Here is an 18,359-nt window from a genome sequence, read left to right as displayed (position 1 = left end):
GGGCAAAGCTGTGCAGGTGCGGCAGTTGATCAGTGAGCTTGTCAGCGTTCTGGTCGTTGTCGGCCTCATCGGCCTGGCGGCGCTTCTCGTCTCCGTGGTCGTCCTCGTCGCGATGGTGACGCTGGCCGCCTCCACCCTGCGCGGACGCGGCGGGCCGGCACGACGCCGGGGCTGAGGGCCCCGGTTCACCTTGCCCTGGCGTGCTCCTGCTCTCGCCGGGCGTCTCCCGGCCGGGAACGGTCCACCCCGTCGTGTCGCACGTGCTCCTCGTCGAGCAGCAGCGACAGCCCCGGGGCGTCCTGGACGAAGCGCAGGTTCTTCTCCAGGCAGACGACGGATCCCCGCTCGGGGCGGCTGGTGAAGCGGATGTCGTCGGCCAGCGCCCTCATGATGAGCAGGCCGCGGCCGTGCTCCGAGGTCGGCGAGGGAGCCCGCGTCCCGGAGAAGTCGAACCCCTCGCCCGTGTCGATCACCTTGATGACGCAGCGGTCGCTGAAGAGCTCGGTGCTCACCATGTAGTCGTCGCTCGGGATGGCGTGCTGGATCACGTTGGAACACGCCTCCGAGAGCATGAGCAGGATGTCCTCGCGCACCTGTGACTCGACCCCCAGGGCGCGGAGCGCCGCGTCGAGCAGTTGCCTGATGACCGGAACGCTAGCCGCGTCACGCGGCAGGCGGAGCGTGATTGTGGCCTCCACGGTCCCTCCTTCACGGTTGCCCGCTGAGAGCCCTGCCCCAGCCCGCCCGTCCTAACCGGGACGAACGGCATCTCCTGAATCGCCCGTCCAGGGACGCCTGGTCTTGCGCCTGCGCAGACCGGAGGCGACCAGCCGGGTGAGGAGCTCCCGGGAGGAGACCGGCTGCGCCCCGAGGGAGACGGCGCGCTCGTAGACGGTCTCCGGGACGTCGTAGTGGTCGCGGTCGAAGGCCCTGGCGGGCACGCCGAGCCGTTCGGCGAAGGCGTGCAGCTCCTCGGTGGAACTGTCGCTGACCAGGTGGGACCAGAGCAGGCCGCGGGGCCCCGGCCAGGCGGGCGGGTCGATGAGGACGCTCACCGGCGCAGCAGTTCGAGCGCGACCTCAAGGGCGGCGTCCCTGCGCTCGTCGTCGCTGATCTCCTCGTCCCTGAGGAGGAACCAGGAGGCGTGCAGGGCGAACAGCGACATCGAGTTCCTCAGCCGGGTCGCCGTGGGATCACCGGGCTCGACGAGGATGGTGAGCATCTCGAACATCTGGTGGCGGACCCGCTCCATCGTCGGGTGGCCCTTGAACGAGGCCTGGTTGCGCTCTATGAGACGCATGATCTCGTGGTGCCTGCCCCGGCGCAGGTCCTCGGCGTAGCGGCGTACCAGTTCGCGTCTGGTCTCCTCGGTGCGCGGCTGGGACTTGGCCCACTCGATCAGCTCGTCGAAGGCGTACTGCCGGGCCTCGACGAGACTGGTGATGATCTCGTCCTTGCTCTTGAAGTGGTAGTAGAGGGCGGCCTTGGTCACGCCGAGCGCCTCGGCGATCTCGCGGAGTGAGGTCGCCTCGTAGCCCTGTTCGATGAACAGTTTCAGGGCCGTTTCCTGGATGCGAGTCCGGGTGTCGGCGTTTTCGCTCATGGTTCCCTTTGCGGTGGAATTAACTTGACGGCCGGTAAGTAGGCGCCCTACATTTCCCATCATATCCGACACTAGCCGGTCGGCAAGTAAGCAAGATCCACTAGGGGGCAACGAAAGTGAAGGAGACCGCGACCGCGCCGGCGCGGCAACGTGAGGTCATGGTGGTGCTGCCGGGCCTCATGCTGGCGATGGTCCTGGCCATGCTCGACAACATGATCGTCGGTACGGCGATGCCACGCATCGTGGGGGAGCTCGGCGGCCTGACCCACCTGTCCTGGGTGGTCACCGCCTACGTGCTCGGCACCACCGTGTCGACCCCCATCTGGGGCAAGATCGGGGACCTGTACGGCAGGAAGAACATCTTCCTCGCCTCCATCGTGATCTTCATGATCGGTTCGGCGCTCTGCGGCATGGCCGGTTCGGAGATGCTGGGCGGCACCGCGGACGGCATGAACCAGCTCATCGGCTTCCGCGCGCTCCAGGGGCTGGGCGCGGGCGGCCTGATGGTCAACGCCATGGCCATCATCGGCGACCTCGTCCCGCCCCGTGAGCGCGGCCAGTACCAGGGCATCATGGCCGGTGTGATGGCGCTCGCGATGATCGCGGGACCGCTCGTGGGCGGCTTCATCACCGACAACCTCAACTGGCGCTGGGCCTTCTACGTGAACCTGCCCGTCGGCTTCGTCGCGCTCGCGCTGCTGGCCGTCACGCTCAAGCTGCCGAGATACCGCACCGAGCACCGCATCGACTGGGTCGGCGCGGTCCTGCTCTCGGTCGGCATCACCGCCCTGGTCCTCATCACCACCTGGGGCGGCAACGACTACGACTGGAACTCGCCGCAGATCATCGGCCTCGCCGCGGGCGCCGTGGTCAGCCTGGCCCTCTTCATCGTGGTCGAGCGCAGGGTCGTCGAGCCGATCATGCCGCTCAACGTGTTCCGCGACCGCAACTTCAGCCTGATCTCCGTGGTCGGCTTCCTGCTCGGCTTCGCCATGTTCGGCGCCATCAACTTCCTGCCGCTGTTCCAGCAGACCGTCCAGGGCGCCTCGGCGACCAACTCCGGCCTGCTCCTGCTGCCGATGATGGGCGCGGCCATGGTGGTCTCGCTGTTCGTCGGCCGGGCCATCACCAAGACGGGCAAGTACAAGATCTACCCGGTCCTCGGCGGCGTGATCATGGCGGTCGCCATGTGGCTGCTGTCCACGCAGACGGTCGACACCCCCTCCTGGCGTACCGGCGTCTACATCGCGGTGCTGGGCCTGGGCATGGGCTTCCTGATGCAGACCACCATGCTGATCGCGCAGAACAGCGTCGAGCAGAAGGACCTGGGCGTGGCCAGCAGCGCCTCGACCTTCTTCAGGTCCATCGGCGGCTCGTTCGGCGTCTCCCTGTTCGGCGCCATCTTCACCCACCAGCTCACCGCCAACCTGACGAGCAAGCTGGGGGAGGCGGGCGGGAAGCTCGCGTCGAGCGGAGGCCAGTTCAACCCCGCGGCCCTGCACGAGCTGCCGGCCGGCGTGCGCACCGGATTCCTTGAGTCCCTGGCGTCGTCGATCGGCTCGGTGTTCACCTGGGCGATCCTCTTCGCCGTCCTGGTGCCGCTGGCGGCGGCCTTCATCAAGGAGATCCCGCTGCGTGGCGGCTCCGACCAGGGCGCGGACGAGTCGACCCCGGTCGCGGCGCTCGACTGAACGGCAGGGCGAGACTTGAAGGGCGGCGAGCAAGACTTGGACGGCGGCGAGCAAGTTCTCACCCAGTGATCGCCAAGTCCCTCCTCCCAGACTGGGTGGCATGAACACAACGACGACAATCGTCACCGCCGCCGGGTACACCACCCGGCGGCCGGGGACCGGCGACGCGGTCGAGATCCACCGGCTGATCTCCCTGTGCGACACGCAGGTGATCGGCAAGGCCGACATGACCCTCGACGACGTCACCGACCAGCTGAACGAGCCCGACTTCGACGGGGAGAAGGACGGCTGGGTCGTCCACGACACGTCGGGCCGCCTGGTCGCCTGGGCCTGGGTCTGCCGCAAGGGCACGGGCGACAACATGGACGTCGACGTGGTCGTGCACCCCGACGCCGCCGAGCTCACCGGCGCGCTGTGGGACGCGGTCACCGAACGGGCGGCCGAGATCGCCGCCGAACTCGGCCACGACAGGGCCGTGGTGGACATCGCCCTGTACCGGGAGGACAGCGGCAAGCGGGCCCTGGCCGCCGCCCGGGGCTTCGTCGCCGCGACGAGCTTCATCCGCCTCCTGACCGACCACGGCGCCTCGGTCCCCGAGCCCGCCGCCCCGGCCGGGGTGACGGTCCACCACGGGACGAGCGAGGAGGTACGGCGTCAGGGCCACGCCGTACAGCAGGAGGGCTTCGCCGAGCACTTCGGGTTCACGCCCAAGGACTACGACGAGTGGTTCGCCGACCTCGACTCCTCGGCCAGCACCGACTGGGCGCAGCTCATGGTCGCCAGGGTGGACGGCGAGCCCGCCGCGATGCTGCTGGGCACCGACGCCTTCGCCGGGGACGAGAACTCGGGCTACGTCCGCCAGCTCGCGGTGCTGCCCCGCTTCCGGGGACGCGGCCTGGGCCGGTTCATGCTGCGCCGGGCGTTCGCCGCGGACGCCGCGCGCGGCCGGGTCGGCACCTACCTGCACGTGGACGCCAACAACAGCACCCCCGCCCTGGACCTGTACCTCTCGGTCGGCATGCGGCAGGTGCTGGCCATCGACGTCTGGCGCAGGACCGTCTGACCCGGCCTCCCCGCGGGCCGTACGGCCCGGCCCGCGGGACGGGACCTCAGCGCCGCAGCAGCGGCAGCGCGCAGGCCGCGGTGACCAGCGTCGCCGCGGCCAGGACCACCCCGACGGCCGTCATCGACGCCCCGCCCAGGTACAGCGTGCCGAAGGTGGCCACCCCGACGACCTGGCCGAGCTGGGTCACCATGACGAACAGCCCGCTGGCGTCCGAGGCGTGCTCGGGCGCCACATGGGTGAGCGCGATCGTGAGCACCGGGCTGAAGACCGCGCCCATGCCGAACCCGGCGACGGCCTGCGTGATCCACAGCAGCGGCTGGCCGTGGTCGCCACCGCTCAGCGCGAGGGCCAGACCCAGGTAGCCGAGCGCCGCCACGACGAGCCCGGAGACGACCATGGGCCGCCTGAACCGCTCGGGGACCCGCCGCCAGTTGAGGCTGGAGACGGTGAACGCGGCCGCGGCGGGGACGAAGGTCAGGCCGGCCCGCAGCGGGCTGTCACCCAAGGCGCCCTGCAGGTGCAGGGCGAGGCCGAACAGGTATCCGCCGTAGCACGTCATCAGCCCGAAGACGGTCAGCACCGAGGGGATCACACCCTTGGCCATGAGCACCCGCGCGGGCACGAGCGGAGCGGCCGAACGCCGCTCGACCAGCGCGAAGATCCCCGCGAAGGCCACGCTCACCCCCATCGAGACCCACCCCCACAGCGGCCAGTCCTGCTCGTGGCCCAGCACCAGCGGCACCACCAGCAGACTCACCGCGAGAGAGAGCGTGACCAGGCCCGGCAGGTCCAGCGGGCGGTGCAGACGCGGTCCGCCCGAGGGCAGCAGCCGTACGCCCGTGACGAGCAGGGCCAGTCCGATCGGCACGTTCACCAGGAACACCGGGCGCCACGCGGTGCCGAACAGGTCGGCGGAGACCAGCGTGCCACCCAGCACCTGCCCGATCACGGCGGCCCCCGAGATCACCGTGGCGTACAGGCTGAGCGCGCGGGCCCGCGCGGCCCCCTCGAAGTTCGTCTGGATCATGATCAGCACCTGGGGCACCATCAGGGCGGCTCCCGCGCCCTGCAGGAGCCGGAAGGCGATGAGCTGCCCGGCGGAGGCGGCCAGGCCGCAGGCCAGGGAGGCGACGGTGAAGACGGTCAGGCCGGTCAGGAACAGCGGGCGTCCGCCGTACCGGCCGCCGAGCCGGGCACCGGTGATCAGCAGCATCGCGTAGGCGATGGTGTACCCGGAGATGATCAACTGGAGCCCGGAGCCCGAGGTGCCCAGGTCCGAGCGGATCACCGGGGAGGCGACGTTGACGATGGAGACGTCCAGGATCGCCATGAACTGCCCGGTCAGGATCACCGTGAGCAGCCGGCGGTTACGGGAGGAGGCCGGGAGAGCGGCCGGGGCCTCCAAGATCGGTGGCGCGGTCATGGAGAAGACTGTGAGGGCGGGCGGATACCGGTAACGAGAGCCTGCTGATCCTGGTACCGACACCACCTGGCAACGGCTTTCCCCGTCGGCCAGCATGGGGGGATGACCATGACCAGCCGGCGTGCCCGACGGGCGGAGCTGGCCTCGTTCCTGCGCAGCCGCCGCGACCGCATCACCCCCGAGGCCGTCGGACTGCCCCCCGGGTCGCGGCGCCGTACGCCGGGCCTGCGGCGTGAGGAGGTGGCCATGCTCGCCGGGGTCGGCGTCACCTGGTACACCTGGCTCGAACAGGGACGTCCGATCAACGTCAGCGTCCAGGTGCTCGACGCGATCTCCAGGACGCTCCGTCTCGACGAGGCCGAGCGCGAACACCTGTACCGGCTCGCCGACCTGCCGAGCGTGCCCCAGCCACCCGGCGGCGGCGGTCTCGAACCGGAGGTCCAGCTCATCCTGGACCAGCTCGACCCGATGCCCGCCGTCGTCTACAACGGCCGCTACGACGTGCTCGCCTGGAACCGGGCGTACGGAGCGCTGTTCCCGAAGGTCGTCAAGGCCCCGCCGGCCACCCGCAACGCGCTCTGGCAGATCTTCGTCACCCGTTCCTGCTGCCTCCCGATGACCAACCGCGAGGCCGAGCTGCCCCAGATGGTGGCGACCCTGCGGGCGGGCTTCGGGCGGCACCTCGGCGAGCCCGCCTGGGACGACTTCGTCCGCGTGCTGTCGGCCGAGAGCCCCGAGTTCGCGCGGATGTGGGCGGCCCACGACGTGGCCAGGCCCGGCAGCAGGATGAAGATGTTCCGGCACTGCCAGGCGGGGCTGGTCCGCACGGTCTCCACGAGCCTGAGCCTGTCGGCGCCCGCGGAGGCGCGGATGGTCGTCTACACCCCGGTCGACGAGGAGAGCCGCGAACGCATCGCCTGGATCAGCGCGAACCCCGAGGTGTCCCCGGTCGCCGAGCACGTCCACCGACCCCGATAGCCTGAACGGGTGCGAACCCGGCGTCGCGCCCCGTTCGACGGCGGCCCCGGCGAGGCCCTCGACCCGGCGGCGAAACAGCGGATGCCCGCCGTCGGCTGGGACCTTCACCCGCGAACGGAGCGACCATGACACACCAAGCCACGACACACGACGAGGAACGACTCCTGCGCCGCGCGATCGAACTCGCCGCGCAGGCTCGGGCGGGCGGCAACCCGCCCTTCGGGTCGCTGCTGGCGGACGGGAACGGCCGGGTGATCGCCGAGGAGCGCAACACCACCCTCACCGACGCCGACATAACCGCGCACCCGGAGTTGAAACTGGCCCGCTGGGCGGCCCGCGAACTCGGCCCGGAGACCGCGGCCGCCACGACCATGTACACCAGCTGCCAGCCCTGCCCCATGTGCGAGGGGGCGATCCGGCGCTCCGGACTCGGCCGTGTCGTGTTCGCCCTCTCCGGCGAGCAGCTCAACGCCCTCAAACCGGGTGGCGACTTCCCTGAGGTGCCGCAGCAGGGCCCCACCCTGTACGACGAGGCCCGCGTCCCGGTGGAGGGCTACTACTGAGTCAGTGCGCGGCGACCCGGTGCTTGGCCAGGTGGGCCAGCACCGCCTGGTTGGCCTCCCAGCCGTCGGGGAACTTCACCGGCACCCCGAGCTGGACCGGCTCCGCGGACGGGTGGGCGTCGAGCAGTTCGGGGATGCCCGCCCTGGCGACCACGACGCAGGCGTGCCGGTGCCGTGAGGCCAGCACGCACAGCCGTCCCGACTCCAGATGGAAGGCGGTGGCGTCCCGGCGCCCGGACAGCGGGTGGAGCACGATCGTCACGTCGTACTCCCGGCCCTGGAGCCGGTTGGCGGTGTCGACCGTGATCTCCTCGGGCACCCCGGCGGCGCGGATCGCGGTCACCTGGTCGCGGTGCGCGGCGCCGATGGCGATCCGGTCCGCCGTCACCCGGTGGCTGCCCCGCTCGGAGTGCGCGACCGGCGCCCGCTGCAGCAGCCGTACGGCCAGCAGCGCGACCGCCTGCACCGCCTCGGCGTCCGTGCGCACGGTGTGACGGCTGGGCAGCTCGTACAGCGCCCACCCGGAGGCGGCGGCCTCCTCCAGCGCCCGGTCGTAGGAGGTGCGCATGCCGTTCACGGTCAGTTCGAGCGAGCGGTCACGGTGCTCGGTCCCCGCCCTGAACCCGGTGAACGGGTAGAACGCCTCGGAGACCACCGGCGCCGCCGAGGCGGGCAGCCGCCAGGAGACCGGCAGCCGGTGCACGGGAAGATCGGGGTTGTGGCGCAGCAGCACCGAGACCGCGCTCTGCACCGGGTCCCAGGACAGGCCCGCCCAGCGGTCGCCGTCCACGATCGAGAACGGGTCGAGCTGGCCGGGGTCGCCGACGAACAGCGAGCGCTCGAACAGCGAGGCGATGCGCAGCAGCTTGTCCGAACGCATCTGGTAGGCCTCGTCCACGATCGCCCACGGCCAGGTCCGGTCGCCGACCCAGGCCCACTTGTCCGCGGTGGCGATCACCACCGCCGGGTCGCCCAGGTCGGGCAGCTTGCCCGCGACCGAGACGTTGGGGTGGGCAAGAACGCGAGGCGGCGTGACGTAGCCACTCGCGGAAAGCCGCCCGACGGTGAGATCGGGGTGATCGGTGGCCAGCCGCTCGACCAGGTCGTCCACCTGTTCGTTGGTCTGCGCCACGATCATCAGTGGCTCGCCCGTCTCGGCGATGTGCGCGGCGGCCTTGACCACCAGCGTGGACTTGCCCGCTCCGGGCGGGGAGTCGACGACCACGCCCCGGTTGCGGGGCAGGTCGGCCAGGACCTCGCCGACGACGGCCGCGGCGGCCTGCTGCGGCGTCATGTCCTCCGTGGGCCATACCTTCATGACCACTCCTCCTGGGCGTCGTCGTCACCGGGCACGTACTCCTGCGGAGGCCCGCCGTGGGTCCACGGCGTCAGCTCCGGATCGGGCAGCGAGGCCGAGGACTGGAAGTCGTCGAGCAGCGAGGTGTAGGTGATCCGCTCACCGGGTCCGGGCACCGCCCCCGGAGCGGGTGTCCTGCCCCGGCCCATCCCCTTGACGACCTTCAGGGTGATCTCGTCGCCGGAGACCTCGACGATCTCGGCGGCGTGCCCGCGCCGTTCCGGGCTGCCGACGACCACGCCCGGCGCCAGCCGTACCGGGTCGGCGGTGGTGACCGTGACCAGCGGCCTGAGCTTGCGCGAACGACCCTCGCCCTCGGTGTGCTCGGGGTCGGCGGCGGTGACCGTCCCGGTGAACGCCTCACCGGTCAGGCGGTACTCGGCCATGATCAGCGGGTCGTCGTAGGCGCGCTGCACGTCGTAGCTCGCCCTGGCGCGTTCGAGACCGGCCAGCCGGGCCGCGGCGCCGACCGCGCCGTCCCTGCGCGCCTGCGGCGGGCCACCCTCCGCGAGCCGTTCGGTGAAGCGGGTGAACGACCCCCGGTCGCTCTCCCAGCGGTCCCGTACCCGTGACCCCTCGGGCAGCGCGCGCAGCAGGTCGACCGCCCGCCACATCAGCCGCCACGTCGGATCGAGCTGGGTGCGCAGCGCCTGGGTGACACGTTCCACCGACCGCTCGGTCGGCGCCTCCTCGTAGGCGCGCATGGCCGGGGCGAGCACCTCGTTGTCGAAGCCCGGGTCCGTCGAGGGCCCCGCAGGAGGCCACAGCAGCGGATCCTCCGCCTCAAGCGCGGCCTGGGATCCGGTCATCCCGGCGGGAGGGTCGATCCAGCCGAGCAGCGCGGCCAGGTTGGCGTCCTCAAGGCCGCTCTGCCCGCTCGCCCAGTGCGCGCCGAGCGCCTCGGTCGCCGCCATCAGCAGGCAGGATCCCGGCTGCTGCGACCGGTCGGCGAAGTAGGTCAGCCACCGGCCGAGCAGCGGCACCGAGGGATGCACCGGATAGGGTCCGTCGACCCTGCGGAAACGGGTGGACCGGCCGAGCAGCCCGAGGAAGGCCACCCCCTGCCGGTTCGGCACCAGGATCTGCGGGGCGTCCAGGCACCGCTCGTACGGCTCGCCGCCCCGCCGCTCGACCGTCTCGGTGCCCTTGCAGAACCCCTCCACGTACGGCAGGACGACCTCGGCCAGTTCGGCGGCGAAGGCGAAACGGAGGTCCCGGTTACGCGGCTGGGGCACCACGAGCAGCCGGGGATGGCCGGGATCGCTGCCGACCATGGCGGCGAGCGGGGCCGCGGCCTCACCGGAGAGGCCGAGCGGGACGAACACCAGCGGCTGCGGGGCCAGGTGACAGTGCCTGACCGTGGTGACCGGCTGCGCGCTCCCGTCCCTGATGGCGCGCAGCCGCGCCAGCGCCGTCAGCGCGCTCATCGCAGGCACTCCTCGCGCAGCCGGTCCGCCAGCCGCAGCAGCCGGGCGATCTCCTCCTGGCCCTCGGCGGGCTCCAGGGTGCCCTCGGCGAGCCCGAGCGCCTCCGCCACGGTCGAGACCCCTCCGAGTTCGTCGCGGACCTGGCGGCCGAGCAGGTCGGTCGAGCCGTTCCCCCTGGCCTCGTCCCGGCAGAACATGCACATGTCACAGGTGGACAGGCAGTCGGGCGCGTAGCGGGCGGGCACCCGGGACAGGGCCTGGGCCACCTCCCCCGCGGGCCGGGTCGGCACGCCGTCCTGACCGGGGGCCAGGTCGAAGGTGAGCTCCTCGGGAAGCTCGTCGAGCAGGGTCTCGACCCGGGTCAGCCGGGTGAGCTGCCGCTTGAGCACCGCCAGCTGCCTGCGTACGTCGACCAGGCACGCCACGGGCCGGTTCGCGAAGTTCTCCGGGCAGACCAGGACCACCTCGTGGGAGACCCGTTCCGGGTCGTGTCCCAGGTCGGCCAGCAGCGCGCGCAGCGCCAGCACGTAGACCGCGGCCTGCCTGGCCGCGGCGGCGACCTTCCGCGGCTCGGCCTGCCCGTCGATCACGCTGAACGACTTGATCTCCACGATGTGGAAGCGCCCGCCGAGCTGGAAGGCGACCACGTCCGGCTCCAGGTAACAGACGTGCCCGGCGATCTCCAGGCTGAGCAGCGGGTGGTCGTAGAAGACAGCGGCCTCCTCCTGCCGTGCGGCTCTGTCGACCAGGGCCCTGGTGTGGGAGTGGCGCAGATGGGCGCCGACGCTCTCCACGTCCTGGTAGCCGACCTCCGCGACGGGCAGTCCGAGCAGTTCGCGCAGCAGCCGGAGCAACTCGGCGCAGCCGTTCTCCTTCACCACGATCTCGAAGGAGTTCCCACGGGTGATCGCGAACTGGGACTGGCCGAAGGGCGCGGGAAAGCCCATGTGCCTTGCCGTACGGTCCTTGTCGACTCCCGCGGCGTCCAGCAGCGCACGGCGTGCGCAGCCGGGGTTGGCGGCCAGCGCCGCGATGGCGCGGGCGTCGTGCGGGTGTGACGGCACGGGGCCGCGCAGCCTGTCCAGCCTGCCGTTCAACTCGCTCCCCTCAGGGTGCTCAGGGCGGCGGCGCCGAACAGCCGCTCGATGTCGGAAAGCTGCCTGCCCGCCCGCGCCGCGACCTCGGCTCGCTGCGCCGCGTCTCCGGCGTGGTGCACGTCGAGTTCGGCGCGTGCCGCGCGGATCGTGAGCTCCGGGTCCGCGGGGGCGAGACCCTCGACGGCTCCCGGGACGTTCTGCGCCATCCGCCGCAGCAACCGTCGGGCGCCCTGCGGCGGATCGGTCATGCGGATGATCCTGTCGGCGACGCGCATGGCCGAGACGAGGAAGTCGACACGTGGGCTCAGCGGCCCGAGCACCCTCCGCTCCGGCTCCCAGGTGCTGTCGGCGAGCAGCCCCCTGGCGGGGGAGAGGCGGTCGGTGAGCGCGGCGCACAGGTAGTAGGGGCGGGCGTAGGGGTCCCCGCGGAAGGAACGTTCCTCGTCCCTGCGCAGGCTGGTGAGCTGGGCGCCGCGCAGCGCGCCGGAGAAGAACGCCTCGTTCACCGCGACGATCATCCTGGCCGCGGAGGGCACCCCCAGCAGCGCCAGCGCCTGGTGGACCTGTTCCCTGACCGGCAGCAGCGGCGGCTCGGTCTCCCCGGTGGACTCCCCGGTGGACTCATCTGTGCCGACCGCGCGGTCCCAGGCCTGTTCGGCCCGGCGCAGGTCTCCCCGCAGGGACCGCGCCAGCGTGTTGTCCCGCGCCTTGACCGCGCGCCGTACCTGGGCGCGGAGCTCGGTTATCCGCAGCTCCAGCGCGTCCAGTGATTCACTCACGGCACGGAGCGTAACAGGAGTTCCACCAGCCTCCCGTGTATTCCAGCGATTTCCAGCATTTCGTGGCGTTTCATTGAGTGGATATATGTGGATAAAAGGGATATTTATAGCTAAATGGCTGGGGTGATTCCGGCGGGCAGCGGGCGGGTGTGCACCACCTCCAGCCGCGAGACGGCACGGGTCAGTACGACGTAGAGCCGGTTCGCCCCCCTGGGCTCCGCCTCGACGACGGCCGCGGGCTCGGCCACGACCACGTGGTCGTACTCCAGTCCCTTGGCGAGTGTGGCGGGCACGGCGGTGACCCGGACGCCGTCGGACCCCTCGCCGAGGGCGGCGATCTCGACACCCTCGGCCCGGACCGCCTCGGCCAGGCCGTCGAGCGCGTCGTCCGCGGCCACGAGCGCGATCGAGCCCTCGTGCCCCAGCGCCTCGCGCACCACCCGCGCCGCCGTACCGGGAAGATCGGACGTCCGGTGGAACCGCAGCAACCCGTCACCGCGGAACGAACGCGTCCTCGGCACATCGACCGCCAGCTCGTCGAGCAGGCGGTTGGCCAGCCTGACGACCGCCCCGGGAACCCGGAACCCGGTCGTCAGGGTGACCGGTGCCGCTCCCGGCTTGCCCAGCGCGGCGAGCTGCTCCGGCCAGCTCCGCGCCGCCCAGGGCGTGGTGCCCTGCGCCAGGTCGCCCAGCACGGTGATCGAACCGTGCTCGCTCCTGCGCGCGACGGCCCGGCACTGCATCGGTGACAGGTCCTGGGCCTCGTCCACGATGACGTGACCGTATCCCCTGGGACGCTCGATCAGGCCCGCCACCTCGTCGAGGAGCACGGCGTCGGCCTCCGACCACCTGGCGCTCTTGAACGAGCGCGGCGGACGTGACCACAGGATCGCCGACTGCTCGGCGGGGGTGAGGATCCCCCCGGCAGCCCCGGCCAGCACGTTCGGATCGGTGAGCAGCTCCGCCACGACCTCCCGGGGCCGCGCCACGGGCCACACCGTGTCCAGGAACTCCCTGACGGCCCTGCCGGTCCTCCTCGTCCACGCCGTGCCGGTCGTCTGTCCCCGAGCCTCGGCCCGCGCCCGCAGGAGGGAGACCAGCCGTGAGAGCACCCGCTCACGCCCGACCCCGTACGGCGGCGCCTCCCGCAGGACGTCGTCGACGACGCGCCGCAGCTCCTCCTCGGAGACCCGCCAGCGGTAGGCCCCGTCGGGCACGGTCAACGGGCCGTCGGGCCGTCTGACCCGCCCGTACAACGCCCTGCGCAGCACCTCGGCCATCCGTGCGTCGTGTTTGACCACCGCCGCGGCCTCGTCGTCGGAACCCTTCGGCGGCCCCTTGGACGGCTCCGGCGCCAGCAGCCGCCCCAGGGTCGTCTGCTCGACGTCCATCTCGCCGAGGGCGGGCAGCACGGCCGAGATGTAGCCGAGGAAGGCCTGGTTGGGACCGAGGATCAGCACACCGCTGCCGGCGAGCCTGCGCCGGTAGGTGTAGAGCAGGTAGGCGGCGCGGTGCAGGCCGACCGCGGTCTTCCCCGTGCCGGGCGCGCCCTGGACGCAGATCGACGTCTCAAGCCCGGTCCGCACCAGCTCGTCCTGCTCGGGCTGGATGGTGGCGACGATGTCACGCATCGGGCCGACACGGGGCCGTTCGATCTCCTCGGCCAGGATCCGGCTCGCCGTACCCGGCGCGCCGCCCTCGCCGAGCCGTTCGTCCTCGAAGCCGGTCAGGACGGGAGGCCACCCCGACCATCCGAACCGGCGGCGCGTCGTGACACCGCGGGAGTCGCGGACGTCGGCCTGGTAGAACACCGTCGAGACGGGTGCCCGCCAGTCGAGCACCAGCGGCTGACGGCCGGTCCCGCCGGAGATGTGCCGCCGCCCGATGTAGTAACGCCGCCCCCGGTGGTCGCCCGCGTCCGCCCCCGCGCCGAAGTCGAGACGGCCGAAGAACACGGGCCCCTCGGGCTCCTCGGCCAGCTCCTTGGCGAGGCTCTTGAGATGGCGCCCCAGCCGTTCGGCACTGTAGCGGTCGCCCGCCACATGCTCGCCGACGACGACGTTGAACCGTGCGCCGTCGCGCATCCCCCGCAGCGCCGCCCTGCATTCCTCCAGGTAGGACCGCTCCTCGTCGAGTCCGGTGCCGGTCACCAGCATCACCCCTCAAAACTTAACCGAGTCAATATATTAACCCGGTTAACCACCTGTTAGGTTGGACGGGTGACAGGACTCCGGCAGCTCAAGAAACAGCAGGTCCACGACGCGATCTCCACGGCGGCCATCACCCTGTTCCTCGACCGGGGCTTCGACGAGGTGTCCGTCGCCGAGGTCGCCGCCGCCGCGGGGGTCTCCAAACCGACGCTGTTCAAGTACTTCGCCTCGAAGGAGGACCTCGTCCTCCACCGCATCTCCGACCACCACGAGGAGTCGGCACGAGTCGTACGGCACCGCGGCCGGGACGAGAGCCCCCTGGCCGCCCTCCACCGTCACTTCCTCGAAGGACTCCGCAGGCGCGACCCCGTGACAGGGCTCAACGACCACCCGACGGTGCTCGCCTACCACCGGATGATCTTCTCGACCCCCGGCCTGGCCGCCAGACTCGTGCACCACACGACCAAGGACGAGGAGGCCCTGGCCGAAGCGCTCAGGGAGGTCACGGACGAGCTCACCGCCCGACTCGTGGCCGCGCAGACGCTGGCCGTACAGCGGGTGCTGGCCAGGGAGAACTGGGCCAGGCTCACCCGGGGGGAGACCGCCGACGAGGTCTACCCGTCGGCGGTCGCCGCCGCCGACCACGCGTTCGGCCTGCTGCCCCAGCCGGGCTGACCGGAACGGTCGCGCACAGGAACGGGGTGCCGCCCCCGAAGGGACGACACCCCGCGACGCCGGAGGCCGAGCTCAGGCGCCCACCTCGGAGCGGTCACCGGACCACAGGGTGTGGAAGGCGCCCTCCCGGTCCGTCCGCTGGTAGGTGTGCGCGCCGAAGAAGTCGCGCTGCCCCTGGATCAGGGCGGCGGGCAGCCGCTCGGCGCGCAGCGAGTCGTAGTAGGCGAGCGCCGTGGAGAAACCGGGCACCGGAATGCCCAGCTCGGCCGCCTTCGCCACCACCCGCCGCCACGAGTCCTGCGCCAGGCCGAGCGCCTCGACGAAGATCGGCGCGGTCAGCAGCGTCACCGGCGGCGTGCTCTCCTCGTAGGCCTCGCGGATCCGGTCCAGGAAGACCGCCCTGATGATGCAGCCACCCCGCCAGATCGTGGCCAGCGCGCCCGGATCGACGTCCCAGCCGTACTCGGCGCTCCCCGCCCTGATCTGGTCGAACCCCTGCGCGTAGGCGATGATCTTCGACGCGTACAGCGCCCGCCGTACGTCCTCGACGAAGTCGTCACCGAGCGTCCGATCGGGCACGGGCGTGGGGCCGGGGAGCCCGCGGGCGGCCTCCCGCAGGTCGGCGTGACCGGAGACCGAACGGGCGAAGACGGCCTCGGCGATACCGCTCACCGGCACACCCAGGTCGAGCGCGATCTGCACCGTCCAGCGCCCGGTGCCCTTCTGCTCGGCCCGGTCGGCGATCACGTCGACCAGCGGCCCGCCGGTCGAGGCGTCCACCTGCCTGAGCACCTCGGCGGTGATCTCGATCAGGTAGGAGGACAGCTCACCCCGGTTCCACTCGTCGAAGACGTCGGCGAGCCGCGAGGGCTCCAGCCCGGCCCCCTGCCTGAGCAGGTCGTAGGCCTCGGCGATGAGCTGCATGTCGGCGTACTCGATGCCGTTGTGCACCATCTTGACGAAGTGACCGGCCCCGTCGGGACCGATGTGCGTACAGCACGGCACTCCGTCCACCTTCGCCGCGATGTCCTCGAACAACGGCCCGAGCGCCGCGTACGACTCCTTCGAACCGCCGGGCATGATGCTCGGCCCGAGCAGCGCGCCCTCCTCACCGCCCGAGACCCCGGCGCCGACGAAGTGGATGCCCCGTTCCCGAAGCGCCGCCTCACGCCTGCGGGTGTCGAGGAAGTGCGCGTTGCCGCCGTCGACGAGCATGTCACCCGGTTCGAGCAACGGGGCGAACTCCTCGATCACCGCGTCCGTCGGAGCCCCGGCCTTGACCATGATGAGGACACGGCGGGGACGTTCGAGCGCCGCGACGAACTCCTCCGGAGTCTCACAGGCGACGAAGGTTCCCTCGTCCCCGTGCTCCTCGACCAGCTTCGTGGTCCGTGACAGAGACCTGTTGTGCACCGCGACCACATGCCCGTGCCTGGCGAGGTTGCGGGCCAGATTCGCCCCCATCACCGCCAGGCCGGTCACACCTATCTGCGCCTGAGTCATGTTGTGACACCCCCTATTACGTTCAAGGATGCCCAGTCTGCACCGATCGCTCCCCACAGCGCGCGCCGAGCCGCGCCGACGCCCGGAGCCGGCTCAGGGCCGGGTCTCAGGGCCGGGTCTCAGGGCCGGAAGGACGACCCCGCCCGGTCGCCGCCGACAACGCTCCCGAGACAGCGGTAGGTCCGCACCCCCGAGGCGAACCGCTCCTTCGAGGGCGGCAACACCGCGATCTGCCAGTCCGAGGGAATGATCTTGACGGCGGCGCCGCGCCGGGAGCTGAGCATGACCGACGACGCGCACACCTTGCGCACCATCGGATCGCGCTCGGCGGCCCCCGCGTCGTAGGTGAGGCCGCCCGGCAGCGTGGCGATCGCGAACGTCTCCCACGCGTGCGGCTCCTCGCACCTGACGGGCCGCGCCGACGCGTCCCCCGCGATCACGACGAGTCCGCCCCAGCACTCGGCCTTCTGCACGCACGAGGCACGGCCACCGGGCACGGCCGCCGCGGGACAGTCCAGGGTGAACGTGGCGACCTCGGCGTTCGTCCCCTGAGCCCCCGTACCGGGGCCCCCGGCCTCGGAGGTGTCCGCGAGGCCGCCGACGGAGGCGCCCTGACCGAAGTTCTCCATGATCATCAGCCCGACCCCGGCCAGCAGCAGGATCACGAAGGCGGCCGCGACCGCGACGAACACCCGGGTGTTCGAGGCGCCGGCGGTGGGCGCCGCGTCCTTGGCCGGTGACTGGGTCACGCCGAGCTCCTGAAGACCGGGTGAGGTCAGGTGCGCGCGCATCACCTCTCTCCCCGGCCCCGGCCGCGCCCCCGGCACGCCGTACGACGCGTGCCCCCCGGTCTGAGGAGTGGGGCGGGGCCCGGAGGCGTACGGAGGCGGTACCGGGACGGACGGCGGTGGAACGGGAGAGGGACGCGGAGGCATCGGCCTGCCGTCCCGGGCCCCCCGTTCCAGGTGCAGATCGGTGAGGGCGTCCCGCAGGGCCGCGACCGAGGGGGTGCGTCGCGCGGGATCGCTGTCCATGGCCTGACGGAGCACGGCGGTCAGCTCCGGCGGCACACCGGGGATCTCCGGGATCGGCAGCCGGTGCAGGGCCATGATGACCGCGATGTTGGCCACCCCGCTCTCCGGAAACCGGGGAGGACGCCCGGACAGCAACGCGTAGAGAGTGGCGGAGAGGGAGTAGACGTCTCCCGCCGCGGAGGGCTCCGTCAGGTCGAACGCCTCGGGCGGCGCGTAGGCGGGGGTGAGCGACTCTCTGGTCACCGAGGCCTCGCCCCCCGCGGAGGGCATGGTCGCCAGCCCGAAGTCGGACAGCACCACGTTGCCGTACCGGTTGATCAGGATGTTGGCCGGCTTGATGTCCCGGTGCAGCACCCCCGCGGAGTGGGCGGCGGCCAGCGCGTCGGCGATCCGGACGCCGATGTCGGCGACCTCGGCGGGAGCCAGCGGCCCCTCCGCACGCAACCGGTCGAGCAGCGACCCTCCAGGACACAGCTCCAGCACCATGTACGGCCTGCCGTCGGCGAGCACTCCGGCGTCATAGACATGGGCCACGTGCGGATGCCCCGACAGGGCTCCCGCCGAGGTGACCTCCCGCATGAAGCGCCGCCGGTCACGCTCGGAGAGCAGAACGCGGTTGTCGACCTTGAGCGCGACCTCCCGGTCGACCGCCAGCTGCCGGGCCCGGTAGACGATCCCGAAACCGCCTTGGCCGAGTACGCCGGATATGTCATAGCCGGGTACTGAAAAGGCGCCCGCTTCAGCCATCTGCCACCTCCTGACGACGGGCAGATTATCGGAGTTCAGCGTCGTCCCGGCTGCGTGACCGGCCCTGATTTGACGACGTCCCTCGGGGGACATAGAGTCACCAGGCCCGAGGGCGCCGACGATGTCGGTGAGACCCCGGGAACCCCTTCTGACTCACTCTCGACCGAGACACGTGTGTCCCGGTCGCTTCGGTTCGACACGTTCCGGATGTCAGAGTAAATTGGAAGGGTTGCTCCGGAGACGGGGCGGTCTGAAATTCCTCGGAC

The 18,359-nt window shown here is 71.4% G+C and carries 17 protein-coding genes; 6 read left to right on the top strand and 11 right to left on the bottom strand.

Annotated elements, in window-relative coordinates; all coding sequences use genetic code 11:
• The first annotated feature begins 25 nt into the window (after positions 1–25).
• Entirely contained in the window at positions 26–175 is a 150-nt protein-coding gene (locus ACFOYY_RS17750) for a hypothetical protein (protein ID WP_352012990.1), read from the top strand.
• Between the two features lie 10 nt (positions 176–185).
• Here ACFOYY_RS17750 and ACFOYY_RS17745 read toward each other — a convergent pair whose 3' ends face one another.
• From ACFOYY_RS17745 to ACFOYY_RS17735, 3 genes are read right to left on the bottom strand one after another with little or no spacing between them, the layout of a single operon-like run.
• Entirely contained in the window at positions 186–698 is a 513-nt protein-coding gene (locus ACFOYY_RS17745; RefSeq protein WP_386190344.1) for an ATP-binding protein, read from the bottom strand.
• Between the two features lie 51 nt (positions 699–749).
• Positions 750–1,055 carry a DUF4031 domain-containing protein gene (locus ACFOYY_RS17740; protein ID WP_362777644.1) on the bottom strand — a complete coding sequence of 102 codons (306 nt, stop codon included), beginning with the start codon at positions 1,053–1,055 and terminating at the stop codon, positions 750–752.
• Positions 1,052–1,603, bottom strand: coding sequence for a TetR/AcrR family transcriptional regulator (locus ACFOYY_RS17735; RefSeq protein WP_352012987.1), 552 nt, complete (start codon positions 1,601–1,603; stop codon positions 1,052–1,054). The genes ACFOYY_RS17740 and ACFOYY_RS17735 overlap by 4 nt, the downstream gene beginning before the upstream one ends.
• Positions 1,604–1,719: 116 nt before the next feature.
• On the opposite strand from ACFOYY_RS17735, the gene ACFOYY_RS17730 reads away from it, so the two are divergent.
• Complete coding sequence (locus ACFOYY_RS17730) at positions 1,720–3,294, top strand: MDR family MFS transporter (protein ID WP_352012986.1); 1,575 nt, start codon at positions 1,720–1,722, stop codon at positions 3,292–3,294.
• Positions 3,295–3,394: 100 nt separating this feature from the next.
• Positions 3,395–4,357, top strand: a complete 963-nt coding sequence (locus ACFOYY_RS17725; protein WP_352012985.1) for a GNAT family N-acetyltransferase — start codon at positions 3,395–3,397, stop codon at positions 4,355–4,357.
• Positions 4,358–4,403: 46 nt separating this feature from the next.
• On the opposite strand, the gene ACFOYY_RS17720 is transcribed toward ACFOYY_RS17725, so the two are convergent.
• Positions 4,404–5,783, bottom strand: coding sequence for an MFS transporter (locus tag ACFOYY_RS17720; RefSeq protein WP_352012984.1), 1,380 nt, complete (start codon positions 5,781–5,783; stop codon positions 4,404–4,406).
• 102 nt (positions 5,784–5,885) lie between these two features.
• Here ACFOYY_RS17720 and ACFOYY_RS17715 point away from each other — a divergent pair, with 102 nt between their 5' ends.
• Complete coding sequence (locus ACFOYY_RS17715; RefSeq protein ID WP_386190343.1) at positions 5,886–6,761, top strand: helix-turn-helix transcriptional regulator; 876 nt, start codon at positions 5,886–5,888, stop codon at positions 6,759–6,761.
• A gap of 125 nt (positions 6,762–6,886) precedes the next feature.
• Positions 6,887–7,324 (top strand): nucleoside deaminase, encoded by a 438-nt coding sequence (locus tag ACFOYY_RS17710; protein WP_362915728.1) that lies wholly within the window; start codon positions 6,887–6,889, stop codon positions 7,322–7,324.
• A 1-nt stretch (position 7,325) separates the two neighbouring features.
• Here ACFOYY_RS17710 and ACFOYY_RS17705 read toward each other — a convergent pair whose 3' ends face one another.
• The 5 genes from ACFOYY_RS17705 to ACFOYY_RS17685 all read right to left on the bottom strand — a co-directional run bounded on the left by ACFOYY_RS17705 (position 7,326) and on the right by ACFOYY_RS17685 (position 14,140).
• On the bottom strand, positions 7,326–8,642 hold the full coding sequence (locus tag ACFOYY_RS17705) for an AAA family ATPase (protein ID WP_386190342.1): 1,317 nt from the start codon (positions 8,640–8,642) through the stop codon (positions 7,326–7,328).
• On the bottom strand, positions 8,639–10,108 hold the full coding sequence (locus ACFOYY_RS17700) for a hypothetical protein (protein WP_352012980.1): 1,470 nt from the start codon (positions 10,106–10,108) through the stop codon (positions 8,639–8,641). The genes ACFOYY_RS17705 and ACFOYY_RS17700 overlap by 4 nt, the downstream gene beginning before the upstream one ends.
• Positions 10,105–11,205, bottom strand: a complete 1,101-nt coding sequence (locus tag ACFOYY_RS17695; RefSeq protein WP_352012979.1) for a hypothetical protein — start codon at positions 11,203–11,205, stop codon at positions 10,105–10,107. Before ACFOYY_RS17695 ends, ACFOYY_RS17700 begins: the two co-directional genes overlap by 4 nt.
• Entirely contained in the window at positions 11,202–11,984 is a 783-nt protein-coding gene (locus tag ACFOYY_RS17690; RefSeq protein WP_352012978.1) for a hypothetical protein, read from the bottom strand. The genes ACFOYY_RS17695 and ACFOYY_RS17690 overlap by 4 nt, the downstream gene beginning before the upstream one ends.
• 110 nt (positions 11,985–12,094) lie before the next feature.
• Positions 12,095–14,140 (bottom strand): HelD family protein, encoded by a 2,046-nt coding sequence (locus tag ACFOYY_RS17685; RefSeq protein WP_386190437.1) that lies wholly within the window; start codon positions 14,138–14,140, stop codon positions 12,095–12,097.
• Between the two features lie 63 nt (positions 14,141–14,203).
• Here ACFOYY_RS17685 and ACFOYY_RS17680 point away from each other — a divergent pair, with 63 nt between their 5' ends.
• Entirely contained in the window at positions 14,204–14,809 is a 606-nt protein-coding gene (locus ACFOYY_RS17680) for a TetR/AcrR family transcriptional regulator (protein ID WP_352012977.1), read from the top strand.
• Positions 14,810–14,881: 72 nt separating this feature from the next.
• Here the strand turns inward: ACFOYY_RS17680 and gndA are convergent, their stop codons facing one another.
• Positions 14,882–16,312: an NADP-dependent phosphogluconate dehydrogenase gene (gene gndA / locus ACFOYY_RS17675; RefSeq protein ID WP_362777663.1), complete on the bottom strand. Its 1,431-nt coding sequence runs from the start codon at positions 16,310–16,312 to the stop codon at positions 14,882–14,884.
• Between the two features lie 119 nt (positions 16,313–16,431).
• Positions 16,432–18,093 carry a serine/threonine-protein kinase gene (locus tag ACFOYY_RS17670; RefSeq protein WP_386190341.1) on the bottom strand — a complete coding sequence of 554 codons (1,662 nt, stop codon included), beginning with the start codon at positions 18,091–18,093 and terminating at the stop codon, positions 16,432–16,434.
• Positions 18,094–18,359 lie beyond the last annotated feature (266 nt).

The sequence above is a fragment of the Streptosporangium jomthongense genome (assembly GCF_042650425.1).
Classification (GTDB): Bacteria; Actinomycetota; Actinomycetes; order Streptosporangiales; family Streptosporangiaceae; genus Streptosporangium.
The sequence above is the reverse complement of the archived record's forward strand: the minus strand, read 5'-3'. Positions and strand labels throughout refer to the sequence as shown.

Excerpts from the sequence above, each read along its gene's own strand:
- ACFOYY_RS17735 (WP_352012987.1), bottom strand. The coding sequence starts at position 1,603 with ATGAGCGAAAACGCCGACACCCGGACTCGCATCCAGGAAACGGCCCTG.
- ACFOYY_RS17725 (WP_352012985.1), top strand. The coding sequence starts at position 3,395 with ATGAACACAACGACGACAATCGTCACCGCCGCCGGGTACACCACCCGG.
- ACFOYY_RS17720 (WP_352012984.1), bottom strand. The coding sequence starts at position 5,783 with ATGACCGCGCCACCGATCTTGGAGGCCCCGGCCGCTCTCCCGGCCTCC.
- ACFOYY_RS17715 (WP_386190343.1), top strand. The coding sequence starts at position 5,886 with ATGACCATGACCAGCCGGCGTGCCCGACGGGCGGAGCTGGCCTCGTTC.
- ACFOYY_RS17710 (WP_362915728.1), top strand. The coding sequence starts at position 6,887 with ATGACACACCAAGCCACGACACACGACGAGGAACGACTCCTGCGCCGC.
- ACFOYY_RS17705 (WP_386190342.1), bottom strand. The coding sequence starts at position 8,642 with ATGAAGGTATGGCCCACGGAGGACATGACGCCGCAGCAGGCCGCCGCG.
- ACFOYY_RS17700 (WP_352012980.1), bottom strand. The coding sequence starts at position 10,108 with ATGAGCGCGCTGACGGCGCTGGCGCGGCTGCGCGCCATCAGGGACGGG.
- ACFOYY_RS17685 (WP_386190437.1), bottom strand. The coding sequence starts at position 14,140 with ATGCTGGTGACCGGCACCGGACTCGACGAGGAGCGGTCCTACCTGGAG.
- gndA (WP_362777663.1), bottom strand. The coding sequence starts at position 16,312 with ATGACTCAGGCGCAGATAGGTGTGACCGGCCTGGCGGTGATGGGGGCG.
- ACFOYY_RS17670 (WP_386190341.1), bottom strand. The coding sequence starts at position 18,093 with ATGGCTGAAGCGGGCGCCTTTTCAGTACCCGGCTATGACATATCCGGC.